The following is a 24,886-nucleotide window of genomic DNA, read 5'->3' as shown; positions in this document are numbered from 1 at the left end:
ACAAACCACGTTCACTTTCGCCGCTTACAACCTGACGCGCATGGCGACGATCTTTGGCTGGCGTTTATCGGCGGTGGTTGGATAACTCCGTCCCTAGAGTACGGAAAGCGCTAAAAAATGTCAAAAAACGGCCTGAAAAGTGGCTGAAAACTGCTTTTTAGGAAAAATGCGGCTTCCAGCCCGAAAAATTCGCATGTCTGGCGACAAAATCCGAAGGACTGGGGTCCTTTTTCAACACCCTGTTAGGGGGCTCAGGCCGGCGTTCGCGCCGGCCTTTTTCATTTCACCGCCAGGCGTGCCGCCCTGTCCCCCCACCACGCCGCCTCCTCGAATACGGAAAAGCCCGACAGATCGGCATGCGCGAACAGGATGGCGCCGTCGTGTTCGCGCAAGGCTTTGAGCCCCGCATTGCTGCGAAATCCCGGCAAGGGAGCGGCCATGGCGTGGCCGCGCACGGTGATGTCGACGCGCTCGACGCAGCGGGCAAAATCGCGGCCATACGCCGTTTTCAGGTCGACGCTGGCCAGCGCCAGCAATTGCTCGGGCGTGGCTACATCTAACCATTTGCGCGCTTGCTGCGGCGTGCGGTCGGACAGGGCCACATAGGCGCTGAAAACGGTTTTCTCGGGCGGACGCACACGGATATCCTGGTGAGTCGAGACGACATAACCGAGGCCCGGTTCCTGGTACACCACGTTGTCCCAGCACAGCGGCGCATGCGGCAGTTCGTCGGGAAAGCGTTTCAGTAAAAAGTTCGCCACCATCCATGGCGCATAGGCGGGCGTGTGCAGCTTCGCATCAAAGCCATAGTCGGCGATATTCTTCACCACGCGCGCCGCCACATACAGCGGCATGGCGCAGATGACCTTGCGTGCCTTGAGCAGGTAGGTGCGCGGCTGACCGTCGACCAGTTCCAGGCACAGCGCTTCCACGCCCTGGTCCGTCGTCTGCACGGAAACCACCGTGCCCGCATGACGTTTGACGCCTGAGGCCTGCTCCATGGCCGTGGCCACCGGCTGCATGCCGCCCGGCCAGGTCAGCCAGGCGCCGTTGCCCGCATTCGCCGCCTGTCCCCAGCGGCTGCAATAGTAATGCAGGCCGGCCCAGGCCGAGACCTGGTCGTAGCGCGTGCCGTAGTCGTCGCGGCAGCAGTAGTTCAGGTACCAGTGCAGGGTGGGCGAGGTATACCCTTCGCGCTCCATCCACTGCTTCAAGGTGATGGCGTCGAGCGCCTGCCAGGCCGGGTCTTGCGACGATTCCACGGTAGGGAAGACAAACACGCGCTTGCCATCGTTGCCGTGCGCCTGGCGCAAACGCCGCACGTCGGCAAAGAAGCGCTCATGCTGCGCCAGTTCCGCAGGCGGCACGCCTTCGGTGGGAATGAAGCCGTCCTGCCAGTGGCCGTTGAACAGCAATCGCTCTTCCGGCGCATGCAGGATGAAACGCTCGTCGTAAGTCGGCTTTTCGGCCTGCGGATCGCGCTGGATGATCCCCAGGTCGAACAGTATCTCGCGCACATGGGTCGATTCAGGCGAAGGCAGCGGCAGGTAGTGGCCACCGGTCGGATAAGCCAGGTCGCCGAAGTGGCCGCCCGCCGCGTTGCCGTACGGCTGGGGACCGTCGACCATCAAAAAATCGGTGTGCCCCAGCTTCTTGAGCCGCCAGGCGGCCGTCAGCCCGGCGATGCCGGAGCCGAGGATGGCGACATCCGTGGTGACGGTTGCCGAGGGCGCCGGCAGCGCCGTGCGCTCGCGCAGCAGCTTGCGCAAATAGTGTCCCTCGCTGCGACCCGGATACAACACTTTGGGCGTGATTTCCTGCCAGCGCAAATACGCGGCGATGCTGCCGATGCCGGCGGCCGCCGCCGTGCCACCGACGGCCCACAGCATGAAGGAACGGCGCTGCATCAGCGGATCACCCGGTTCCAGTCCTGCTCGAATTCATGCACGAGCGACTGGGTGTTGAGGCGGTTGGGCGCCATCGGCAGCGGCTGCATGTCGGGCGGAAAGATGAACATCTCGCGCGTGGTGTCCGCATTCAGGTAGCGCATGGGCAGGCGATAGCTGGTGGGCGGTGTGTAGTCGAGCCGGGGCGAAGCGAGGATGAAACCCCATTCGCCAAACGAGGGCACGTAAGCGTGGTAGGGCCAGGTGCGCATGCCCACTTCGCGCAGGGTCGAATTGATGGTCCAGTAAGCGTGCGGGGCAAAGAAGGGCGACGTCGATTGCACCACCATCAAGCCCTTGGCGGCCAGGTGCTTTTTCACCAGGTCATAGAAGGGCACGGAATACAGCTTGCCCAGCGCGAAACTGGACGGATCTGGGAAATCGACGATGGCTGCGTCGAACATATCGCCGTTGTTACGCAGCCAGACAGCGGCATCGGCATTGACGACGGTGACGCGCTTGTCCGAGAACGAGTTGTTATTCAGCTTTGCCAGTTCCGGGCGCGTGGTGAATGCGGCCGTCATGGCCGGGTCGAGGTCGACCACGGTGACGTGCTCGATGTGGGGATAGCGCAGGATTTCGCGCAGCGCCAGGCCATCGCCGCCACCCAGCACCAGCACGCGGCGCGCCCATGGCAAGGCTTCCAGCACGGGGTGCACCAGCGCTTCGTGGTAGCGGTACTCGTCGCGCGAGGAAAACTGCAGGTTGCCATTGATGTACAGCCGCGTATCGTCCTTCCAGCGCGTGATCACCAGGCGCTGGTAGGGCGTGGTGGTGGAATACACGATCTGGTCGCCGAACAGGCCGTGTTCACCCCAGGCCACCATGCGGTCCGACATGGCAAAGCCGGCGATCAGCACCAGCAGCACCGCGCAGGCGCGCAGGAAGCGCCCCGTGAGGTTCTTCAGCTCCGCGCGGAACACCCAGATCGTCCACAGGCCCACCCCTACGTTGAGCATGCCAAACAAGAAGCCCGTGCGTACCAGCCCCAGGTACGGCGACAGCACCAGCGGGAATAGCAGGGAGACAGCCAGCGCGCCCAGGTAATCGAAGGTGAGCACGCGGCTGACCAGTTCAGAAAATTCCGTCTGGCGCGAATTCAGAGCGCGCATCACCAGCGGCACTTCCATGCCGACCAGTGCGCCGATCAGGAACACCATCACATACAATAAGGTGCGAAATGGCGCGGCCATCCATGAAAACGTCATGAACAGGATGGCCGCCGACAGGCCACCGATCAGGCCCACGGCCAGCTCGATGTCGACGAAGCGCGAGAGCACGTCGTCGTCCTTGACATACTTGGAAAAGTGAGCGCCCACACCCATGGCAAACAGGTAACAGCCAATGATGGTGGAAAACTGCAGGATGGAGTCGCCGAGCAGATAGCTGGACATGGCGCCGGCGATCAGCTCATACGCGAGGCCGCAGGAGGCGACCACGAAGACGGACAAGATCAGAATTTTTTTGTTCATGGGACTTTTTTTGTTCTAATATGCGTTGACGTTATCAAATACTCATTGCGAGGAAAGCCGTGCCCGCCATCCTAAACTATCTGATCCATCTTTTACTGGCCGCCGGGCTGCTGATTGTATTTTTTATCATCTACACGCGCGTCACGCCGTATAACGAGGTGCTGCTGATCCGCCAGGGCAACCAGGCGGCGGCCCTGTCGCTGGGCGGCGCCCTGCTGGGCTTTTCAGCCACCATCGCCTCCTCGCTGATGCACACGTCCGACTACCAGCAATTCTTCGCCTGGGCCTTCGGCGCCATGCTGGTGCAATTGCTCGCCTATGTGGTGACCACGCGATTGCTGCGCATGTCGAAAGACCAGATCGAATCGAACAACAGCGCCTTTGGCGGCCTGCTGGCCGCCATTTCCCTGTCGATTGGCGCCATCAACGCCGCCTGCATTTCCTGACACCGTTTTATCTTATTCAAGGATATCCATCATGAGCCTCGGCAGCTTTATCAAGAAGCAGTTTATCGACGTACTGCAGTGGAACGAAGAGACGGAAGGCGTGCTGGCCTGGCGCTTCCCCATGCAGGATTTCGAAATCCAGAACGGCGCCATCCTGAATGTGCGCGAATCGCAGGTCGCCGTCTTCGTCAATGAAGGCAAGATCGCCGACGTCTTCGGTCCCGGCACGCACAAGCTGACGACGCAGACGTTACCGTTGCTGACCAACCTGAAAAACTGGGACAAGCTGTTCGATTCGCCCTTCAAGTCGGACGTGTATTACTTCAGCACCCGCGTGCAGACGGGCCGCAAGTGGGGTACGCCGCAGCCGATCACCATCCGCGACAAGGATTTCGACATGATCCGCGTGCGCGCCTTCGGCATGTACTCGTACCGCATCGCCGACGCCCGCACCTTCTTTACCGAGATCAGCGGCACGCGCGAAGTCTATACGCGCGACGAGGTGGAAGATCAGTTGCGCGGCATTCTGATGTCGAGCATGGCCAGCTCGCTGGGCGGCGCAAATGTCCCCTTCCTCGACATGGCGGCCAACCAGGCGCTGATGGCGCAAGAGGTCAAGGATGGCCTGGCGCAGGCGTTTGCCCGCTATGGCGTGGGCCTCGATGAATTCAACGTGGCCAGTATCAGCCTGCCCGAGGAATTGCAGGCGGCGCTAGACGAGCGCATCTCGGCCGGCATGAAGGGCGGCCTGGGCGCCGACAAGATGAGCGGCTATACCAAATTTCAGGTCGCCAACGCGATCCCGCTGGCGGCGCAGAACGAAGGCGGCATGGCCGGCATCGGCGCGGGCCTGGGCGCCGGGCTGTCGATCGGCCAGGTGATGGCACAAAGCATGGGCGGAGCGCTACAGCAGCCGGCACCTGCCCCGGCCGCACCGCCTGCGGCGCCACCGGCTCCTGCAGAGGAACCGATCGAGGCACGCCTGGAAAAGCTCAAAGGCTTGCTCGACAAGGGCCTCATTTCGCCGGCCGACTACGACGGCGCCAAGGCTGAACTGCTTAAAAAACTGATCGGCTGATTAGAGCGAAATACGACTGCATGCAAACTGTTTCCTGTCCCAGCTGCGGCGCGGAAGTCCACTTCCGCTCGCATGCTTCCGTGCTCGCCGTGTGCGAGTACTGCCACAGCACCATCCTCAAGGACGCCGATTCCGTCAGGGACGTGGGCAAGATGTCGGCCGTCCTGGAAGACTATACACCGATCCAGATCGGCACGGCCGGCGTGCACGACGGCCTGCACTTTACCGTCGTCGGCCGCATCCAGCAGCGTTACAGCGCCGGCACGTGGAACGAGTGGTATGTGCTGTTCGACGACGCCAGCACGGCCTGGCTGGGCGACTCGTCCGGCCTGTACACCCTGACGCGCGTACGCGCGACGCAGGACGCCCTGCCCGTCTTTGGCGAGCTGGCGCCAGGCAAGCGCTACACGATCTGCGGCGAGCAGTACACGGCGGCCGAGATCCGCAATGCCGAATGCATCGCCGGCCAGGGTGAATTGCCGTTCAAGGTGGGCGCGGGCTGGCGCATCCAGGTGGCAGACTTCCGCAACTACGCCAGCTTTATCACGCTCGATTACACGGATGGCCCGCAGCCGGTCGTCTACCAGGGTGTCGCCGTCACCTTGGAAGGCTTGCAATGCCAGCTGCTGCGCGATGACGATGCCATCGCCAAAAGCGCCGGCAAGTACCGCGGCAAGCTCGATGCGCTCGACTGCCCCTCCTGCGGTAGCGGCATCGGCTATGTACCCGGCGCGGCGGCGCAGCTGGTGTGCCCCGCCTGCCACGCGCAGCTCGACGCCAGCGGCCAGCAAGCACAGGTGCTGGCCATCGGCAAGCAGGTGCACGACAACGCAGACATCACGCTGGAACTGGGCGCCAGCGCGAAGATCAGCAATGCCGACTTTACGGTGATCGGCATGCTGCGCCGCGCCGACGACGAGGGCAGCGAATGGAATGAATACCTGTTGTACAACGCGCGCGCCGGCTTCTTCTGGCTGGTGGAAACGGACGACGGCTGGTCGCGCTCCAACGTGCTGCCAAACTGGCCCACCTGGCCATCCATGGATGCCGAGCGCTGCACGCTCGATGGCGCCACCTATGGCAAACTGTATGACTACGGTTCGCAAGTGGTGTATGCAGCGGGCGCCTTCAACTGGAAGGTAGCCGTCGGCGACAGCACGCGCGTGTTTGAATTCGAACAGGGACAAACAAAACTGGCGGCGGAAATCACCGGCGAGGAAATGACATGGTCGCGCTCCGTGCCCGTCGCCTATGACCAGATGGCCGCCTGGTTCGGCGCCGCCTTCCATGGCGGTGTCAAGGTACAGGATATTAAACTGAGCCACCGTGGTATCGCCAAGGTCTTCATCGTCATCGTGCTGGTATTGAATGCGATTCCCATGTTCGTCTCGTTCTCCAGCACCTTGATGTGGAGTTTGCTGGGCTGCCTGGCGCTGTTCCTGCCCGCCGCTTTTCTCGACAAGAATGCAAAGAATCCCCCATGAGTAAATACGTGATCTATGCCTTGATGGTGACGTTTTCCGTCACGGCCGCCAACTGGGTGCGCATGTTCAAGGTCGCCGGCAGCAGCAGCGGCAGCAGCTGGAGTTCGCGCACGGGCAGCGGCGGCGGCAGCTATGGTGGCGGCTCCAGTGGCGGCAGCCACAAATAAGCATGACCGCCACACCGCATCTGCCCCTGGGCATCCATCTGCTGGCCGACTTGTCCGGCATCGCACCGGAACGCCTGCGCGACTGCGCCGCGCTCGAGCGCCTGCTGCGCGCAGCCGCCGTTTCGGCCGGCGCGCAGGTACTGCACGGCCATTTCCACAGCTTTGGCGCCGGCCAGGGCATTACGGGCGTGCTGCTGCTGGCCGAGTCGCACATCTCCATCCACACCTGGCCGGAATGCAGCTTTGCCGCCGTCGACATCTTCATGTGCGGCCCGGCCCGGCCGCAACTGGCGCTCGACATCATCAAGGATGCGCTGCAGGCGGCGCACTGCCAGCTGCAATCCGTGCGGCGCGCGCCGCCGGGGTAAGCTCGCTGGTGGATCGCGTGGGGATCGCTTACACTGTCGGCTCCTCCTCCAACCGTGACTCCCATGCGCCGTTCCGCCCTGTCCCTGCTACCACTGTTACTGCTCGTCACCGCCTGCGATGACTACACGGCACCGAGCCTGTACCAGGCCACCACGCCCGATTGCAAGACGTGGACGGAAGGTTCGCGCTTCGAACTGCCGCGCGGCATCAGCGTGTATGCCACGCCACCCGTCACCCTGAAGGAAGGCGGCACGGAACTGGCGCTGATCTTCACCTTGCCCGTCGGTACCCAGGCCAGCTTCACGCGCCTGTCCTTCCTGCTGGAAGAACCGTACAAGCAGCCGTTCGCCGAGGCGAAAGTGCTGACCATCTACCAGCGCGGCATGAACCGGAAGGCAGAAATCGTCGACGTCATTGAAAAGCTGCCCATCATGTTTTCTGCCGTCGGCAACAGCAAGGAAACCCAGTGGCGGCTGCGCTTGAAACTGCCGCGCCAACTGCCGCAGCGCTTTGATTTGTCCATGCCCGACATGCTCGTCGCAGGCAAGCGCTACCCGGTGCGCACGTTTACCTACCGCTATTTCCCCGAGCGCAGCGCCTACGGCATGTGCAGCTGAGGTTGACGCCGGCGCACGCCGCTGGCACACTGGCGTTTTACATCACACAACAGGAGTAGACAATATGCGCCATTCGGATACTGCCGTGCTGTCGGCTGCCTGATCACTGTCTTGCCCTGAACCTGGCCGGGCCAGGTTTTTCTTCATACGCGTGATCGCGTAGCCGACATTTCCCTTCTTTCGTGCCAGTCATAGCGACTGGCGGTGCCTGCACGCGCAGGCTACACGTCCGCACGCGGACGACAGAATTTGGAATCACGCTACCATGATCGCATTCGATTTTGCGCAACTACGCCTTATCGGGCTGCAGCAGGCTATCGCCGGCGCAGCCACCCAGCTCGACACCCTCTCCCCTACCACGCAGCTGATGCGCGTGAGCGCCGTCCACCGCGACAGCATCCTCGTGCACGACGGCATCCTGGAACACAAGGCACACATCCTGCCGCGTCTGCTACACGAGCTGCTGGCGCTGGATAACATCTTTACGGTCGGCGACTGGATCGCCGCCGAACAAGATCTGCACGGCGCGCTGTGGATAACGACGCACTTATCCCCGGTCACGCAGATCGCGCGGCGCGGCAATGATGGCCGGCGCCAAGTACTCGCCAGCAATGTCGATACGGCCCTGCTGGTGATGGGGCTGGATGGGGACTTCAACCCGCGCCGCCTGGAGCGCTATCTGGCCATCGTGCTGGCGAGCCAGGTCAACCCCGTGGTGGTACTGAGCAAGGCCGACGTCGCCGACGACGTGGACGGCAAACTGGCCCAGCTGAGACAGCGCCTGCCGCCGCACGTGCCGTTGTTTGCCATCGATACGCACCATGCCTATGACGTGGCCATCCTGGAGCCCTGGCTGGGCGCAGGCCAGACCCTGGTCTTGCTCGGCTCATCGGGTGCCGGCAAGTCCAGCCTGACCAATACCCTGTGCGCGGCGGATCAAACCACCAACGGCGTGCGCCATGGCGATGGCCGGGGCCGGCATACGACGACGGCGCGTTCCTTGCACCTGTGCTCCAGCGGCGCCTGCATCATCGACACGCCGGGCCTGCGCAGCTGGCGCGCCGATGCCGATGCGGACACCTTGGCCGCCACCTTTGACGACATCGCGGCGCTCGCCTCTACTTGCCAGTTCCGCGATTGCCGGCACGCCAGCGAACCCGGTTGCCAGGTGCGCGGCGCCATCGATGCGGACCGCCTGCGCAACTATCACAAGCTGCTGCGCGACGCCCACCGCATCGAAGAGACGCCGCTCGAACGCATCGCCGCCCGCGCCAAGTGGAAGACGGTACTGAAGGCGGGACTGGAAAGGGGTAAGGACAAGCGCCGCTGATTTTGACTGAAATCAGTTTGCTGAAAAAAAAGGCAGCCCGCAGGCTGCCTTTTGTCTTACTGCATGCGCGCAAATTAATGCTTGCGCAGCTTCTGGATCGCTGCCAGCTGCGCAATGGCGCTGGCCAGCTCGGCTTGCGCTTGCGCGTAGTCGATGCCCGAATCCTTGTTGTGGATATTTTCTTCCGCCAACTTCTTCGCTTCCAGCGCTTTCGCTTCATCCAGGTCATGACCGCGGATCGCGGTATCGGCCAGGACGGTCACGGTGTCCGGTTGCACTTCCAGCAAGCCGCCGGCAACGAAGACGAATACTTCTTCAGCCTGACCGACTACCTTGATGCGGACCGCGCCCGGACGGATGCGGGTAATCAAAGGCGTGTGGCGTGGGTAGATACCCAGCTCGCCCTGTTCACCCGGCAACGCGACGAATTCTGCTTCGCCTGAAAAAATCAGTTCTTCAGCGGAAACCACGTCAACGTGAATTGTGTGTGCCATGTGTGTCCTATCGGGTTGAAGAACCCCGCCGTATAAAGGGCGGGGTTAGGCCCAAACTTAACTTAGTTAAGTTTCTTGGCTTTTTCGATTGCTTCTTCGATCGTGCCGACCATGTAGAACGCTTGTTCCGGCAGGTGATCGAGTTCGCCCGAAGCGATCATTTTGAAGCCCTTGATCGTGTCTTTGAGCGAAACGTATTTACCCGGCGCGCCGGTAAAGACTTCAGCGACGTGGAAAGGCTGCGACAGGAAACGCTGCATCTTACGTGCACGGGCGACCAGCAGTTTGTCTTCCGGTGCCAGCTCGTCCATACCCAGAATCGCGATAATGTCGCGCAATTCCTTGTAGCGTTGCAGGGTCGTTTGCACGGCACGCGCGGTGTCATAGTGCTCTTGACCAACGATCAACGGATCGAGCTGACGCGAGGTCGAATCGAGTGGGTCCACGGCTGGGTAGATACCCAGGGAAGCGATGTCACGCGACAGCGCAACGGTCGAATCCAAGTGAGCAAACGTGGTAGCAGGCGACGGATCGGTGTAATCATCGGCAGGCACGTAGACGGCCTGGATCGAGGTGATCGAACCGGTCTTGGTCGACGTGATACGCTCTTGCAGACGGCCCATTTCTTCAGCCAGGGTCGGTTGGTAACCCACAGCCGACGGCATACGGCCCAGCAGTGCCGATACTTCGGTACCTGCCAGCGTGAAGCGGTAGATGTTGTCGACGAAGAACAGTACGTCCTTGCCTTCATCACGGAACGATTCAGCGATCGTCAGGCCGGTCAGCGCGACGCGCAGACGGTTACCTGGCGGTTCATTCATCTGACCGTAAACCATCGCTACTTTGGAGTTCTCTGGATTTTCCAGATCAACCACTTTCGCGTCAGCCATCTCGTGGTAGAAGTCGTTACCTTCACGCGTACGCTCACCGACACCGGCGAACACGGACACGCCGCTGTGCGCTTTGGCGATGTTGTTAATCAGTTCCATCATGTTGACGGTCTTGCCTACACCAGCGCCGCCGAACAGACCAACTTTACCGCCTTTTGCAAACGGGCAAACCAGATCGATCACCTTGATGCCGGTTTCCAGCAGTTCTTGCGATGGCGACAGTTCGTCGTAGGCAGGAGCGGTGCGGTGGATCGACGCGATCTGCTCGTGCGACACTGGGCCGCATTCGTCGATCGGGTTACCCAGCACGTCCATGATGCGACCCAGGGTTGCTTTACCGACTGGCACCATGATAGGTTTGCCGGTGTTCTGGATCATCATGCCGCGACGCAGGCCATCGGACGAACCGAGTGCAATGGTACGCACCACGCCGTCGCCCAACTGTTGTTGTACTTCCAGGGTCAGTGCTGAGCCCTCCATTTTCAAGGCATCAAATACCTTGGGCACAGCGTTGCGGGGAAACTCAACGTCCACCACAGCGCCGATACACTGAACGATTTTGCCATCAGCCATGTTCGTTCCTTCAATATAGTTAAATTCGTTTAAACCGCAGCCGCACCGGCGACGATTTCGGAGAGTTCTTTGGTAATCGCAGCTTGGCGGGTCTTGTTGTAGATCAGCTTCAGTTCACCGATCACACTACCCGCGTTGTCGCTTGCAGCTTTCATCGCGACCATCCGTGCCGATTGCTCGGACGCCAGATTCTCTGCGACTGCCTGGTACACCAGCGCTTCTACATAGCGCTCCAGCAATTCGTCGATCACGCTTTGCGCATCCGGCTCGTAGATGTAATCCCACGTGTGGGCGCTCTTGTCGGCGACCATCTTGTCGGCCGTCAGGGGCAGCAATTGCTCCACGACTGGTTCCTGTTTCATCGTGTTGATGAATTTGGTGTAGCACAGGTACACTGCATCGATCTTGCCTGCCTGGAACTCTTCGAGCATGACCTTGACGGGTCCGATCAATTTGTCCAGGTGGGGCGTATCACCGGTTTGAATGGCGTGCGCGATGATCTTGACGCCGATGCGATTCAAAAAACCCAAACCCTTGTTACCGATGGCAACTGCTTCAATCCGGTTGCCAGCTGCTTCCAGCTCGCGCGACTTCGACGTCACCTGGCGCAGGATGTTGGTGTTCATGCCGCCGCACAGACCCTTGTCGGTCGTGACAACGATGAAACCCACTGCCTTCGCTTGCGTACCCTGGGCAACTGCCAGGAACGGGTGCGTGTATTCCGGATTGGCGGTCGCCAGATTGGCGGCGATATTCCGAATCTTGTCACTATAGGGACGGGCGGCCCGCATCCGGTCTTGCGCCTTGCGCATTTTGGACGCGGCGACCATTTCCATCGCCTTGGTGATCTTCTTCGTATTCTCTACGCTCTTGATCTTGCCTCGTATCTCTTTGCTTGATGCCATGAGTCCTTACTCCTTCTGCGCGTAGGGCGGCGCCTCACTCGAGGCGGGCGCCGCCTGGCCGCTTAATATGCGCCGGATTTCTTGAAATCAGCAATGGCCGCCGACAGAGTTGCTTCGCTGTCTTTGTCGAGTTGCTTGGTTTCTTCGATCTTGGCCAGCAGAGCAGCTTGCTTGGTCTTCATGTAAGCGTGGACACCAGCTTCGAACGACAGCACTTGCTTGACTGGCACGTCGTCCATGAAGCCTTTGTTCACCGAGAACAGCGATACGGCCATCAGCGAGATCGACAATGGCGAGTACTGGGCTTGCTTGAGCAATTCCGTGACGCGGGCACCACGGTCCAGCTGCTTGCGGGTCGACTCATCCAGGTCGGATGCGAACTGCGCAAACGCAGCCAATTCACGGTACTGCGCCAAGTCGGTACGGATACCGCCGGACAGGTTTTTGATGACCTTGGTCTGGGCGGCGCCACCGACGCGCGATACGGAAATACCGGCGTTAATGGCAGGACGGATACCGGCGTTGAACAGCGAGGTTTCCAGGAATATCTGACCGTCGGTAATCGAAATCACGTTGGTTGGAACGAAGGCGGACACGTCGCCAGCTTGCGTTTCAATGATCGGCAGAGCCGTCAGGGAACCGGTCTTGCCTTTGACGGCGCCGTCGGTGAACTTCTCGACGTAGTCGGCGTTCACGCGTGCTGCGCGTTCCAGCAGGCGGCTGTGCAGGTAGAACACGTCGCCTGGGTACGCTTCGCGACCTGGTGGACGGCGCAGCAGCAGCGAGATTTGACGGTAAGCAACAGCTTGTTTGGACAGATCATCGTAGACGATCAGTGCATCTTCACCGCGGTCACGGAAGTATTCGCCCATGGCGCAACCGGAGTACGGCGAGATGTATTGCATGGCGGCCGATTCCGAAGCGGAAGCGGCGACAACGATGGTGTATTCCATCGCGCCGTGCTGTTCCAGCGAGCGCACGATGTTCTTGATCGACGAGGCTTTTTGGCCAATCGCGACGTAGATACATTTCATGCCCTGGCCTTTTTGATTGATGATCGCATCAATCGCTACAGCCGACTTGCCGGTTTGACGGTCGCCGATGATCAGTTCGCGCTGGCCGCGGCCAACTGGAACCATCGCATCGATCGACTTCAGGCCGGTTTGCATTGGTTGCGAAACGGACTCACGGGCGATCACGCCCGGAGCGATTTTTTCAATCGCGGCCGTCAGTTTCGTGTCGATGGCGCCTTTGCCGTCGATTGGCTGACCCAGCGCGTTGACAACGCGACCGAGCAGCTCAGGACCGACTGGCACTTCCAGAATGCGGCCGGTGCATTTCACCGTGTCGCCTTCGGAGATGTGCTCGTAGGCACCCAGAATCACGGAACCGACGGAGTCGCGTTCCAGATTCATTGCCAGGCCAAACGTGTTGCCTGGGAATTCCAGCATCTCGCCTTGCATCACGTCCGACAAACCGTGGATGCGGCAGATACCGTCGGCGACGGAAATAACCGTGCCTTGATTACGCACTTCAGCGCCGCCATCAAGACCTTGGATCCGGCTCTTGATCAACTCGCTGATTTCAGATGGGTTGAGTTGCATACTAACTCCTAAAAGTGTTTCTCTCAGCTTGCGCGAGGGGTAAGGGTCTGTCTTAGCTGGCCTGCCGAAGCGCGTGTCTTACGACACCAATGCAGCGTGCAGTTGCTGCAGCTTGGCGCGCACCGAGGTGTCGAGCACTTGGTCGCCAACAACCACGCGCACGCCGCCGAGCAGCGATGGATCCACTGTGACGGCAGGGTTGAGCTTACGACTGAATTTCTTTTCCAGCGTTGCGACCAGCTCGGCCGTTTGGCCTTCGCTCAGATCGAAAGCGCTCGTGATCTCGGCGTCAGCCGCACCTTCCAGACCATTTTTCAAGGTATGGAATTGCGCGCCGATTTCCGGCAGCAGGCTGATGCGGCCATTTTCGATCAACAACGTGACGAAGTTTTTCACTTCTTCATTGAGCGGCGATTTCAACAACGACAGGATGGTGGCGGCGACGTCGCTTTCCGAAACTTTCGGATTGCGCGCGTACGCCTGTACCTCGGGGTGGCTACCGATCTGTGCCAGTTCAGACACCAGTTCGGACCACGCCGCGAGGTTGCTTGACTCCTTACCAGCTTGGGCTACGCGGAACAAAGCTTCCGCGTAGGGACGGGCGACGGTTGCGAGTTCTGCCATGATTACAGCTCGACAGCAAGACGCTGCAACATTTCGGCGTGAGCCGTAGCGTTGACTTCACGCTTCAAGATCTGCTCGGCACCCTTGACAGCCAGGTCAGCCACCTGAGCGCGCAATTGTTCGCGTGCTTTTGACAGTTGCTGTTCGGCGTCCGACTGGGCTTGCGCAATGATACGCGCAGCTTCAGCTTGTGCATTTTGCTTGATCTCTTCAGCAACCAGCTGCGCGCGCTTTTCAGCATCCGCAACGCGTTGCGACGCTTCTTCACGTGCACTGTTCAATGCCTCTTGCGCACGCTTTTCAGCGACAGCCATCGAAGCCTGACCTTGATCGGCCGCAGCCAATCCATCCGCGATTCGTTTGGCACGCTCATCCAGCGCTGTGTTCAGCGGTGGAAATACGAACTTCATCGAGACCCAGACCAACACCGCGAAGGTGATCATCTGGCCGATGAGCGACATATTGATGTCCATACCTTTGCTCCTGACTAAAAGTTTCTCCTAGGATTGGAGCGAATTACTGAGCAACAGCAGCCATCAATGGAGCCAGGAACGGGTTAGCGAACGTGTACAGCAGAGCGATACCAACGCCGATCATCGAGATAGCATCCAGCAGACCGGCGATAACGAACAGTTTGGTTTGCAGTTGTGGCATCAGTTCTGGTTGACGTGCCGAAGCTTCCAGGAATTTGCCACCCAGAATAGCGAAGCCCAGAGCGGTGCCGATTGCGGCCAGGCCGATGATGATTGCTGCTGCCAGAACGGTCATGCTTTGTACTTGTGCGATCAGAGCTTGCATAAAATTCTCCTAAATTTAAAAACGAAAGATACTAAAAAAACAAAATATAAAGTTAATGATTAATGTTTCTCAACCGCAAGGCTCAGATACACAACCGTCAACGCCATAAACACAAAAGCTTGCAAAGTTACAATCAAGATATGGAAAATTGCCCATGGACCACCCAACGCCCACTGTGCCCACCAAGGCAACAACGCGATCAAGATGAAAATCAGCTCACCGGCATACATATTGCCGAACAGTCGCAGCGACAGGGAGATCAGTTTTGCAACCAACTCAACCATTTGCAGCAAGAAATTAACTGGTGCCAACAAGATCGTGCCGATGATGCCACTTGCATGGAAAGGCGCGGTAAACAATTCCTTGATCCAGCCGCCCAGGCCCTTGGCCTTGATGGAAAACGCGATAATGCACACTACGACCGACAACGACATGCCAAAAGTATGGTTGACGTCGGCGGTCGGCACCACGCGCAACTTATGCACGCCAAACCAGCTCAAAACCTTCGGCAGCAGGTCCACCGGCAAGAAGTCCATCGCGTTCAACAACCAGACCCACACGAAAATCGTGATGGCCAGCGGCGCGATGATCTTGCTTTTTGCGTGGAAGGCCCCATTAATAGTCTCATTGACCATTTCCATGATCATTTCGACGAAGTTTTGCAGTTTGCCAGGAACACCGGCCGTCGCGCGGCGCGAAGCCATGTAGAAAACGGCAAGGAAAACAAAGCCCATGATGGCAGACACCCAGAATGTGTCCAGATTGAAGGCGCCGTCGGCGCTTTTCAAGTGGGTCAAGTGGTGGCTGATGTATTCTGTGGCGTTGGCCGGGGCAGCATGGCCCGCTTCAATAGCGTGTTCTGTGGTCATAATGAATTTAGATTTGTCGTTTCAGAGCACAACAGGCCCCAAAACCAATGATTAAACAGCGAGCAATGAAAACCAGTATGCTAAGGTTGCCACCGCGAAACCCAAGATCAGCCATAACCAGGCGGCCGACTGAAACAACATCAGTGCCAATATAAACAGCACTGCTGTAATAAATATTTTCACCATTTCCGCACGCAAGTGCGCGCGAAAAGCCTTTTTGGCGTCGCTACTACCGCGAACCACCAGCAAGGCATACGCTAGACTGCCGGCGACGGCGATCGCACCGCCGCATGCGGCGGACCAGCCTCTCACACTACCACCGAAAAACAGGGTGACTGTGGCAAAGCTGATCACGATTGCTAGCTGCAAGGCAACTACTTTGTAGACGGGCTTGGCAATACTTTGTTGTGAATCACTCAATTGCCAGGTTCCCAAAAAAATCTACACACGCAAAGACACGGGATTATAGTTGGCTTTGATCTATCGAGTCAAACGTTGCTGCACCGCAGCAGGGCAATTGCGGCGTGAAACTGACGCCTTACCGACTATTCGCCGCCATTTGCACCACTATATGGCAAAGTCGCTTGTCTGGCCGCTTCCAGCCGTGTTATCAAGGAATCACGTGGTGCATCTGGAAAGCATGGCCGGATTATCCACACCCACACTCCCCATGTCTGTGCAGCTTGCTATTTAACCACGCAAGCGGGTCAACAATCCATCGAGCACGTCAAGATCGGCAAAATCGATCACTAATTGTCCACGACCTTTGTTGCCCATTTTGAACACCACGGGCGTGGCCAGCGTATCGGACAACTCTTCTTCCAGGCGGGCGATGTCGCCGGACTTTTCCTTTTGCCGCGGTTCGACGGGGTTGGCCGCTTCCTCGACCGTGCGGGTGACGAGCTTTTCCGTTTCGCGCACCGACAGGCGCTTGGCCACCACCTGGTTGGCCAGATTGATCTGGCTGGCCGCATCGACCGCCAGCAAGGCGCGGGCATGGCCCATGTCGATATCGCCAGCCATCAGCATGGTCTGTACGGGGCTGGCCAGGTTCATCAGGCGGAGCAGATTCGACACCGCGCTGCGCGAACGTCCCAGCGCAGTGGCCGCTTGCTCATGCGTAAAATTAAAGTCGGCGATCAGGCGGTGGATGCCCTGCGCCTCTTCCAGGGGATTGAGGTCTTCGCGCTGGATGTTCTCGATCAGCGCCATGGCCGCTGCCGCAAGGTCGTCCACGTCGCGCACCAGCACCGGCACTTCCGTCAGGCCAGCCAACTGCGAGGCGCGGAAGCGGCGTTCACCGGCGATGATTTCATATTTGATCAAGCCGCTCAGGGTGTCTTGCCCGATCGGGCGCACCAGGATCGGCTGCATCAGTCCTTGCGCCTTGATCGAGGCGGCCAGTTCGTTCAGGGCCCCCTCGTCCATGCGCGTGCGCGGCTGGTACTTGCCAGCTTGCATTTGTGACACGGGCAAGTGGGACGGTTGATGCGTGTCCGGACTGGCGAAGTCGCCGCCGCCGCCCAGGAGGGCGTCGAGTCCGCGACCCAGTCCTTTTAATTTTTTCGTAGCCATGCTGTCCTAATCGTGTTTTCAGAGTAAGTGCTCACATCATTCCTTGCGAGCCGCTCGCCCTTTGTTTACATATGTTTGATACGTTCAACCATCTCGGCGCCGAAGGCGATATACGCCTGGGCACCTTTCGAGCTGGGGTCGAAGGTCACGCCGGGCAAGCCGTACGACGGCGCTTCGGCCAGGCGCACATTGCGCGGGATGATGGTCTTGAATACCTTGTCGCCGAAATGCTGCTCCAGCTGGGCCGACACTTGTTGTGATAATGTCATGCGCGGATCGAACATCACGCGCAGCAAGCCGATGATCTTCAAATCCGGGTTCAGGTTGGCGTGCACCTTCTTGATGGTGTTGACCAGGTCGGACAAGCCTTCCAGCGCATAGTACTCGCACTGCATCGGGATGATCACGCCATGCGCGGCACACAGGCCGTTCAGGGTCAGCATCGACAATGCCGGCGGGCAATCGACGAGGATGAAGTCATATTCGCTGTCGACTTCGGCCAGCGCCTCCTTCAGGCGGCGTTCGCGGTTGTCCAGTTCGACCATCTCCACTTCGGCACCGGCCAGTTCGCGGTTCGACGGCAAGACATCGAAACGCCCCGCTTCCGATCGCTGGCGTGCCGTTTTGACATCGGACTCGCCCAGCATGACTTCATAGGTCGACGCCTTCAGGCCGGCCTTGTTGATGCCGGCGCCCATGGTCGCATTGCCTTGCGGGTCGAGGTCGACCAGCAGCACGCGCTGGTTCAACTTGGCCAGACCGGCGGAGAGGTTGACGCTTGTTGTGGTTTTACCAACACCACCCTTTTGATTTGCTACACAAAAAATTTTGGCCATGTATCTTCTAATTGTAAAGAGATGCAAACTTCATCATGCGCCTCGGTATTTTTCCGAAACGATTTATACTATTTATTTCATTTATACGATATAAACCATTTATATCGTTTATATTATTTATACCGTATAAACCATATATATGATTTATATCATTTAATTTTATGGCGTTCAAATTCTTGCTATAAAGACCAGATGACGTTCTGCATTTAGCCCTGGCACCGCGATTGCGCGTAGCTCTGTAACTTGCCATTCCGCTGGCAGTCGCTCGCGCTCGTCTGGCGGCGCTATTCCTTTCAAGGCGATGAACTGACCGTCCTCTTCCAGCAAGTGGCCCGACCAGTTGACGAAGTCGGACAGGTCGGCGAAAGCGCGAGAGGTGATCACGTCGAATTTCTGCTGCACTTCCAGCTGTTCCACGCGCTTGGTGTACACGGTGACGTTGCTCAAGCCCAGTTCCGCCTTCACTTGTGTCAGAAAGGCCGTCTTTTTATGCACCGTGTCGATCATCGACACCTTCACATCGGGCCGCGCGATGGCCAGCACCATGCCCGGCAAGCCGCCACCGGCGCCCACGTCGAGCACGTTTTTGGCGTCCACAAACGCGGGCACGGCCGCCAGCGAATCGAGCACGTGCAAGGTCAGCATCTGCAGGGGATCGCGCACCGACGTCAGGTTGTACACGCTATTCCATTTGGCCAGCAAGGCCAGGTAATCGAGCAGTTTTTCCGTCTGATCCGCGCTCAAGTCCAGCCCTAGCGCGGCGATGCCTTCATTCAAAATGGGGGCCAGTGCGGCCCGGTCAAACTGCTTCATTCAACAACCTCGTCCTTTAAAGTGGTGGTCTGCGCGGCACCAAAACCGCGCTTTTTCAAATGCACCAGCAGCAGCGAAATCGCCGCCGGCGTCACACCGGAAATGCGCGATGCCTGGCCCAGGGTTTCCGGGCGCTGCTTGTCGAGTTTTTGCCGCACTTCGACCGACAGCGCGCCGATGTCCAGGTAATTAAAACCGGCCGGCAAGGCCAGGTTTTCATAGTGTTCGTGGCGCTCGATTTCCTTGCTCTGGCGCTCGATGTAGCCCGCATATTTGAGCTGGATTTCCACCTGCTCGCGCACGGCGGGGTCTTCCACGCCGGGGCCGGCCAGGGCCTGGCCTTCCATGCCCGTCATGCTCATCAGCGTGTCGTAGGCGACGTTCGGGCGGCACAGCAAATCCGCCAGCGAGTACTCGCGCTCGATGGCCTGGCCGACGATGCGTTCCGATTCGGCGGCCGCCAGGATACGCGGATTGACCCACGTGGAACGCAGGCGCTGCAGTTCCAGCGCCACCGCTTCGCGCTTGGTCTCGAAGGCTTGCCATTGGGCGTCGCCGACGCAACCCAGGGTGCGGCCGATTTCCGTCAAGCGCATGTCGGCATTGTCTTCGCGCAGGCTCAAGCGGTACTCGGCGCGGCTGGTGAACATGCGGTACGGTTCCTGCACGCCCTGGGTGATCAGGTCGTCGACCAGCACGCCCAGATACGCCTCGGAGCGGCCCGGCACCCAGGCTTCCTTGTCCTGCGTCAGCAAGGCCGCATTCAGGCCAGCCAGCATGCCTTGCGCGGCCGCTTCTTCGTAGCCGGTGGTGCCGTTGATCTGGCCGGCGAAGAACAGGCCGGCCACGGCCTTGGTCTCCAGCGAGGCTTTCAAGCCGCGCGGGTCGAAATAGTCGTATTCGATGGCGTAGCCGGGGCGCAGGATGTGGGCGTTTTCCATGCCCTTCATCGATTGCACCAGGGCGATCTGCACGTCGAACGGCAGGCTGGTGGAGATGCCGTTCGGATAGAACTCATGCGTCGTCAAGCCTTCCGGTTCGAGGAAGATCTGGTGCGATTCCTTGCCCGCGAAACGGTGGATCTTGTCTTCGATGGACGGGCAATAACGGGGGCCCACGCTCTCGATCACGCCCGTGTACATGGGGCTGCGGTCGAGGCCGGCGCGGATGATGTCGTGCGTCTGGCTATTCGTGTGCGTGACCCAGCACGGCACCTGGCGCGGGTGCATGGACGTGTTGCCCATCACCGAGAAGACGGGTACGGGATCGAGGTCGCCCGCCTGTTCTTGCATGACGGAAAAGTCGATCGTGCGGCCATCGATGCGCGGCGGCGTGCCCGTTTTCAAGCGGCCCTGCGGCAGCTTCAATTCCTTCAAACGGGCAGACAGCGAGATGGCGGGCGGGTCGCCGGCACGGCCGGCCGAGTAATTATTCAGGCCCACGTGGATCTTGCCGTCGAGGAAAGTGCCAGCCGTCAAGACCACGGCGCGCGCCAGAAACTTCAGACCGATCTGCGTCACGGCACCGACGACGCGGTCTCCTTCGACGATCAGATCATCGACCGCTTGCTGGAACAGCCACAGATTCGGCTGGTTTTCCAGGCGTGTACGGATGGCGGCTTTATAGAGAAGGCGGTCGGCCTGGGCGCGCGTGGCGCGGACTGCCGGGCCTTTCGACGAATTCAGGATGCGGAACTGGATGCCGGACTCGTCGGTGGCAATCGCCATCGCGCCGCCCATGGCATCGACCTCCTTGACCAGGTGGCCCTTGCCGATGCCACCGATGGAGGGATTGCACGACATCTGGCCCAGTGTCTCAATATTATGCGTGAGCAATAGCGTCTTCTGCCCCATGCGGGCGGAAGCGAGGGCCGCCTCGGTACCGGCGTGACCACCACCGACAACGATGACGTCGAATTCTGTAGGAAATAACATGATAAATAGGTAACAGTGCAAGTAAAAATGCGGGAAGAGAGCTCCGATTATAGAGTCTTTTTGCAAGCACAACCTCCCACGGCTCAATTTTTGCTTAATTTTTACTCAGCCGTGGCAAGACAGCGGTGATTTCTGTTTCACGTGGAACACTCTATGGGCTCGCGATGGGCTGCAGCGGCGGGCAATGTTTGCTACAATTGGCGCATCGTTTGCAACACCGTGGTCACGCCAGTGCCCATCGGGACGATCACCAGGAGGACGGCCTCCCCCATCATGGGCACACACCGGGACGGCCCGCTCTGTATAAGGAGCCGCCATGGCCTGGATACTTTTACTCATTGCCGGCATGTTTGAAGTCGTGTGGGCATACTCGATGAAACTCTCCGAGGGTTTCACCAAGCTCACTCCCTCCGTGATGACCATCGTCATGATGATCGCCAGCTTCGGCTTGCTGTCGATTGCCATGCGCACCCTGCCCCTGGGCACGGCCTACACCATCTGGACCGGCGTCGGTGCCGTCGGCGCCTTTATCGTCGGCATCGTCGCCCTCGGTGAACAACTGAACGCCATGCGCGTGTGCGCTGCCGTCTTCATCGTCTGCGGCATCGTGCTGATGAAAATGTCTTCCAGCCACTGAGAGGAATCCCCATGCTCCTCGAAAACTATTTTCCCGTCCTCCTGTTCATCCTGTTCGATATCGAGGTGATCTTCCTGATGCCTTCGCTGGAGTGGGAGTAGCCCCGGCTTCTGGTTCCACGTGAAACATGCGCGGGGCGCTAACGCGGAGTAAGCTTGGCGTCTGTCTTTGTTGTCAGGAGTCTGCATGTCCGCCTTCCAGTTCCGCACCGTGCCGCATCTGATCGTTGAAGAGGGCGCCGCCGCCCAGCTGGGTGCGCACATCGCCCATCACTTCCCCACCGTGCGCCGCGTGCTGCTCGTCACCGATGCGGGTTTTCTGCGTACGGGACTCGCAGATGATCCGCTGTACAGCTTGCAAACGGCGGGTATCGAGACGCACGTATTTTCCGACGTGCAAGCCGATCCGCCCGAAGCCATCGTGCTGGCCGGCGTGGCACAGGCCCGTATGTTTCACGTGGAACTGATTATCGGCCTCGGTGGCGGCAGCTCGCTGGACGTGGCCAAGCTGATCGCCGTGCTGGCGCCGGGCCACCAGGAACTGGCGCAACTGTATGGCGTCGGCAATGTCCACGGCCAGCGCCTGCCCCTGGTGCAATTGCCGACCACGGCCGGAACGGGTTCGGAAGTCACGCATATCGCCATCGTCACTACGGGCGCCACCAGCAAGATGGGCGTGGTCGCGCCGCAACTGTATGCGGATCTGGCCATCCTCGACGCCAGCCTGACCCTGGGTTTGCCGCCCGCCGTGACAGCCGCCACCGGCATCGATGCCATGGTGCATGCGATCGAAGCGTATACCAGCCGCCTGCTGAAGAATCCATTGTCCGACATGCTGGCCATCCAGGCGCTATCACTGCTGTCCAGCAATCTGCTCACGGCCTGCCGCGATGGCGCCAACTTGCCGGCACGCCAGGCCATGTTGCTGGGCGCCATGCTGGCCGGCCAGGCGTTTGCCAATGCGCCTGTCGCGGCCGTGCACGCACTCGCCTATCCCATCGGTGGCCTGTTCCACGTGCCACATGGCCTGTCGAATGCGCTGGTGCTGCCACATGTGCTGCGTTTCAATCTGTCCCACGCGGCGCCCCTGTATGCGCAACTGGCAGCCGTCGTGCAGCCCGGCATCACGGGCAGCGAAGAAGCGCGGGCCATGGCCCTGATCGACGCCATGCAAGAGATTGCCCTGGCCACCGGCATCGCGCGCACCCTGCGCGAGGTGGGCATCGCGGCCAGCGACCTGGACCGACTGGCCGACGACGCCATGCTGCAGACGCGATTGCTGGGCAACAATCCGCGCGTCGTCACACGCGAGGATGCCCGCGCCATCTATGCGGCCGCGCTATGACACTCAGTTGGGCACATCCACCACGTTCCCCGTCACACTGATCGCATTGCCTGCCGCTGGCGTCGACGCTATCGCCGGCACGTTGAGATTCGTGATCAAGGTTGACGCATCGGCGCGTGTTACCTTGCTCACTACCTGCGAGGGCGGCAAGGCCTGCTTGGCGTTCAAGTGCGCATACATGGCATCGAGTGCCCGGTTCATGTACACATGCAGGGGCACGATCAGGGTCGGCAAGGCGCTGCTGAAGGAATCGAAGTGGTTGGCATTCGTCACCTCGATATAGCGCAAGCGGCTGGCGGAGCCTTCCACCGCAGCGTTCAGCCCCAGGTAGGCGCGCGAGGCGTGATTGACGGGAATCAGGGTATCGCTGCGGCCATGCACGATGATGGCCGGCTTGCCATTCAATTTGCCGCTGGCCGCCACTTCTGTCATGCCGGTCCGCACGCGCACGCTTTGCCCGGCCAATGTACCCTGCAAGTTGGCGCCGCTGACGGCGTCGCGCCCCGTCGCCAGACTGCGAAGGCACAGAAAACCATCGAGCGACTGGTCCGCCAGGCTGTTTGACGGCGACACGCCGGCCGTGTAGACCTTGGCGCCACCCACGCTGTTCTCGTACACGACACTGCCGAGGATGCCGTTCTGCGCGGCAAAGCTGGCTGCCTTTTGCGCCGTGGTGAACGCGATTGGATTGCCGCTGCCATCGGTCTGCGCAAACGTGAAACCGCATACCTTGTCCGTCACGGAAAACTTGCCGTAAGCATAGGCATACGTGACGGCCACCAGAATGTTCGTGCCCGCGTGCGATGCCTGCAGCGGATCGGAAACGGCCAGCCAGCCATATGCCTGCAAGCGCTGCTTCGCGTCCGCCTGCTGCGCCGAGAGGTCGGCGCCGTTCAACAAGCCCTTGGCGACCAGTGCCGTGCAGCGTCCCGCATTGCCCGCCACGGAGACCATGCACGGCTGATACAGGGCCGCATAAGTGGCGTAGTCGAACAGCGCGCGCCCCGGTGCATTCACCACCACCCCGCCCTGGCGCACGCTGTAGGCGCCCGATGCCGCCGGCTGGATTTGCGGCTCGCTGGCCGCCACGCCGCTGATCAAGCCCTTGCTATCCTGTTCCGCCGCCAGCAAGGCCGAGCCGGCGCCGTTGGAAATACTCGAAGCGATCGTGATGGTGTTCTTCGGCGTCAGCCGCACGATGCGCCCACTGCCGTCGCGGGCCAGCACGCCATAACGTTCGTTCAAGACGAAATACGCCATCTCGACCGCCTGCAAGGTCACCTTGCCCCAGTCCTTTTCCGGGTTCTGCTGCGAGTGCCCATGCTTGAAGGCGATACGGTTCGGATTGGCGCCAGCCCAGGCCAGCCGCTCGGCATCGCCCAGGTCCGGCGCGAAGAGCGCGCTCTTGCCGGCAGCCACCCTTCCCGCCCGCAGGCCGTTCTGCAAGTTGACGCTGTCATCTTCAAACACATACAGGCCCGTGCCGGAGCCCTTGTCGGCATATGCTACAGCGCAGCCTTTCTTCAAACCCCACTCCCCCGAACTGCCGATGGCGCCGTAGATGCCGCGCGAGCCGCTGGACGTGCCCGTGACGATGCAGGCATGCTCGGGATCGAAGCTGGCCGGCACCTGCACCATCAAGGTGACATTCTTCTTGCCCGTACCATCGTCGGCATAGGCGATGTATTCACTGCCCGCGACCAGGCCCTCGCCCGTGCCCACGTTACCGCTGGCATTGACATTCGGACCGTACAGGGTGCCGTAGCCGCTGTTGGCGGCGATGTCGAGCACGGCGCGGTAGTTGGCGTAAATCGCATTGCGGCGCAGTTCGACAGGCGTCGGCTGTTCCACGTTCGCATACGCGGGCGCGGCACCGGCCAGTCCCGTCTTGCCCAGGCCGGCCGTCAGCAAATCATTCGTCTTGCCGTCGTAGTCCGCGCGCGTGATGGTGCCCAGGTAGCCGGGCATCTGGTTCAGTTCTTCCGGTGTATGGTTGCTGCCGCAGGCTGCCAACGCCAGCAAGGTACACAGGCTCATGCCAGTCGTGCCCGCGCGCGTGATCGTCATTTGCATGGTGGTTC

The 24,886-nt window shown here is 60.0% G+C and carries 25 protein-coding genes; 9 read left to right on the top strand and 16 right to left on the bottom strand.

Translation table 11 applies throughout. The features are described 5' to 3' along the window. Positions 1-278: 278 nt before the first annotated feature. Entirely contained in the window at positions 279-1,907 is a 1,629-nt protein-coding gene (locus tag CSZ94_RS17940; protein ID WP_102122755.1) for an NAD(P)-binding protein, read from the bottom strand. Beyond that, positions 1,907-3,418 carry a polyamine aminopropyltransferase gene (locus tag CSZ94_RS17935; RefSeq protein WP_102122754.1) on the bottom strand — a complete coding sequence of 504 codons (1,512 nt, stop codon included), beginning with the start codon at positions 3,416-3,418 and terminating at the stop codon, positions 1,907-1,909. Before CSZ94_RS17935 ends, CSZ94_RS17940 begins: the two co-directional genes overlap by 1 nt. Positions 3,419-3,477: 59 nt before the next feature. Here CSZ94_RS17935 and CSZ94_RS17930 point away from each other — a divergent pair, with 59 nt between their 5' ends. The 7 genes from CSZ94_RS17930 to rsgA all read left to right on the top strand — a co-directional run bounded on the left by CSZ94_RS17930 (position 3,478) and on the right by rsgA (position 8,909). After that, complete coding sequence (locus tag CSZ94_RS17930; protein ID WP_102122753.1) at positions 3,478-3,864, top strand: DUF350 domain-containing protein; 387 nt, start codon at positions 3,478-3,480, stop codon at positions 3,862-3,864. Positions 3,865-3,895: 31 nt separating this feature from the next. After that, on the top strand, positions 3,896-4,942 hold the full coding sequence (locus CSZ94_RS17925) for an SPFH domain-containing protein (protein ID WP_092609587.1): 1,047 nt from the start codon (positions 3,896-3,898) through the stop codon (positions 4,940-4,942). Between the two features lie 20 nt (positions 4,943-4,962). Next, on the top strand, positions 4,963-6,426 hold the full coding sequence (locus tag CSZ94_RS17920; protein WP_102122752.1) for a DUF4178 domain-containing protein: 1,464 nt from the start codon (positions 4,963-4,965) through the stop codon (positions 6,424-6,426). Beyond that, positions 6,423-6,593: a hypothetical protein gene (locus CSZ94_RS28070; RefSeq protein ID WP_157814714.1), complete on the top strand. Its 171-nt coding sequence runs from the start codon at positions 6,423-6,425 to the stop codon at positions 6,591-6,593. Before CSZ94_RS17920 ends, CSZ94_RS28070 begins: the two co-directional genes overlap by 4 nt. 2 nt (positions 6,594-6,595) lie before the next feature. Beyond that, the gene (gene speD, locus CSZ94_RS17915) at positions 6,596-6,961 is read left to right on the top strand and encodes an adenosylmethionine decarboxylase (protein ID WP_102122751.1); all 366 of its coding nucleotides are present in this window, start codon (positions 6,596-6,598) and stop codon (positions 6,959-6,961) included. Positions 6,962-7,024: 63 nt separating this feature from the next. Next, positions 7,025-7,579: a hypothetical protein gene (locus tag CSZ94_RS17910; RefSeq protein WP_102122750.1), complete on the top strand. Its 555-nt coding sequence runs from the start codon at positions 7,025-7,027 to the stop codon at positions 7,577-7,579. Positions 7,580-7,844: 265 nt separating this feature from the next. After that, a complete protein-coding gene (gene rsgA / locus CSZ94_RS17905; protein WP_102122749.1) occupies positions 7,845-8,909 on the top strand; it encodes a ribosome small subunit-dependent GTPase A in 1,065 nt (354 codons plus the stop codon). 74 nt (positions 8,910-8,983) lie between these two features. Here the strand turns inward: rsgA and CSZ94_RS17900 are convergent, their stop codons facing one another. The 13 genes from CSZ94_RS17900 to mnmG form a co-directional block, all read right to left on the bottom strand. Continuing rightward, positions 8,984-9,403, bottom strand: a complete 420-nt coding sequence (locus tag CSZ94_RS17900; RefSeq protein ID WP_096232958.1) for a F0F1 ATP synthase subunit epsilon — start codon at positions 9,401-9,403, stop codon at positions 8,984-8,986. Between the two features lie 62 nt (positions 9,404-9,465). Beyond that, on the bottom strand, positions 9,466-10,866 hold the full coding sequence (gene atpD, locus CSZ94_RS17895) for a F0F1 ATP synthase subunit beta (RefSeq protein ID WP_102122748.1): 1,401 nt from the start codon (positions 10,864-10,866) through the stop codon (positions 9,466-9,468). Between the two features lie 29 nt (positions 10,867-10,895). After that, positions 10,896-11,771 carry a F0F1 ATP synthase subunit gamma gene (atpG, locus tag CSZ94_RS17890; protein WP_102122747.1) on the bottom strand — a complete coding sequence of 292 codons (876 nt, stop codon included), beginning with the start codon at positions 11,769-11,771 and terminating at the stop codon, positions 10,896-10,898. A gap of 62 nt (positions 11,772-11,833) precedes the next feature. Further along, positions 11,834-13,375 (bottom strand): F0F1 ATP synthase subunit alpha, encoded by a 1,542-nt coding sequence (atpA, locus tag CSZ94_RS17885; protein ID WP_077398373.1) that lies wholly within the window; start codon positions 13,373-13,375, stop codon positions 11,834-11,836. Between the two features lie 78 nt (positions 13,376-13,453). Then, complete coding sequence (locus CSZ94_RS17880; protein ID WP_010393786.1) at positions 13,454-13,999, bottom strand: F0F1 ATP synthase subunit delta; 546 nt, start codon at positions 13,997-13,999, stop codon at positions 13,454-13,456. Positions 14,000-14,001: 2 nt separating this feature from the next. Then, positions 14,002-14,472, bottom strand: coding sequence for a F0F1 ATP synthase subunit B (locus CSZ94_RS17875; RefSeq protein ID WP_102122746.1), 471 nt, complete (start codon positions 14,470-14,472; stop codon positions 14,002-14,004). Positions 14,473-14,515: 43 nt separating this feature from the next. Beyond that, entirely contained in the window at positions 14,516-14,797 is a 282-nt protein-coding gene (gene atpE, locus CSZ94_RS17870) for a F0F1 ATP synthase subunit C (protein ID WP_010393790.1), read from the bottom strand. A 59-nt stretch (positions 14,798-14,856) separates the two neighbouring features. Continuing rightward, positions 14,857-15,666, bottom strand: coding sequence for a F0F1 ATP synthase subunit A (gene atpB / locus CSZ94_RS17865; protein WP_102122745.1), 810 nt, complete (start codon positions 15,664-15,666; stop codon positions 14,857-14,859). 51 nt (positions 15,667-15,717) lie between these two features. Beyond that, entirely contained in the window at positions 15,718-16,086 is a 369-nt protein-coding gene (locus tag CSZ94_RS17860) for an ATP synthase subunit I (protein WP_102122744.1), read from the bottom strand. Positions 16,087-16,356: 270 nt separating this feature from the next. Beyond that, positions 16,357-17,241: a ParB/RepB/Spo0J family partition protein gene (locus CSZ94_RS17855; RefSeq protein WP_102122743.1), complete on the bottom strand. Its 885-nt coding sequence runs from the start codon at positions 17,239-17,241 to the stop codon at positions 16,357-16,359. A gap of 65 nt (positions 17,242-17,306) precedes the next feature. Then, positions 17,307-18,077, bottom strand: coding sequence for a ParA family protein (locus CSZ94_RS17850; RefSeq protein ID WP_010393800.1), 771 nt, complete (start codon positions 18,075-18,077; stop codon positions 17,307-17,309). 168 nt (positions 18,078-18,245) lie between these two features. After that, a complete protein-coding gene (gene rsmG, locus CSZ94_RS17845; RefSeq protein ID WP_102122742.1) occupies positions 18,246-18,890 on the bottom strand; it encodes a 16S rRNA (guanine(527)-N(7))-methyltransferase RsmG in 645 nt (214 codons plus the stop codon). Further along, a complete protein-coding gene (gene mnmG, locus CSZ94_RS17840; RefSeq protein WP_102122741.1) occupies positions 18,887-20,824 on the bottom strand; it encodes a tRNA uridine-5-carboxymethylaminomethyl(34) synthesis enzyme MnmG in 1,938 nt (645 codons plus the stop codon). Before mnmG ends, rsmG begins: the two co-directional genes overlap by 4 nt. Positions 20,825-21,140: 316 nt before the next feature. Here mnmG and CSZ94_RS17835 point away from each other — a divergent pair, with 316 nt between their 5' ends. Beyond that, positions 21,141-21,461 (top strand): DMT family transporter, encoded by a 321-nt coding sequence (locus CSZ94_RS17835; protein ID WP_102122740.1) that lies wholly within the window; start codon positions 21,141-21,143, stop codon positions 21,459-21,461. 186 nt (positions 21,462-21,647) lie between these two features. Beyond that, a complete protein-coding gene (locus CSZ94_RS17830; protein ID WP_102122739.1) occupies positions 21,648-22,805 on the top strand; it encodes an iron-containing alcohol dehydrogenase in 1,158 nt (385 codons plus the stop codon). A gap of 3 nt (positions 22,806-22,808) precedes the next feature. Here the strand turns inward: CSZ94_RS17830 and CSZ94_RS17825 are convergent, their stop codons facing one another. Then, positions 22,809-24,872 carry a 3-hydroxybutyrate oligomer hydrolase family protein gene (locus tag CSZ94_RS17825; RefSeq protein WP_374703591.1) on the bottom strand — a complete coding sequence of 688 codons (2,064 nt, stop codon included), beginning with the start codon at positions 24,870-24,872 and terminating at the stop codon, positions 22,809-22,811. Between the last annotated feature and the right edge of the window lie 14 nt (positions 24,873-24,886).

Source organism: Janthinobacterium sp. ROICE36 (genome assembly GCF_002869965.1).
Lineage (GTDB): Bacteria > Pseudomonadota > Gammaproteobacteria > Burkholderiales > Burkholderiaceae_D > Janthinobacterium.
Note: the sequence above shows the minus strand (reverse complement) of the source record. Positions and strands in the feature narration are given on the sequence as shown.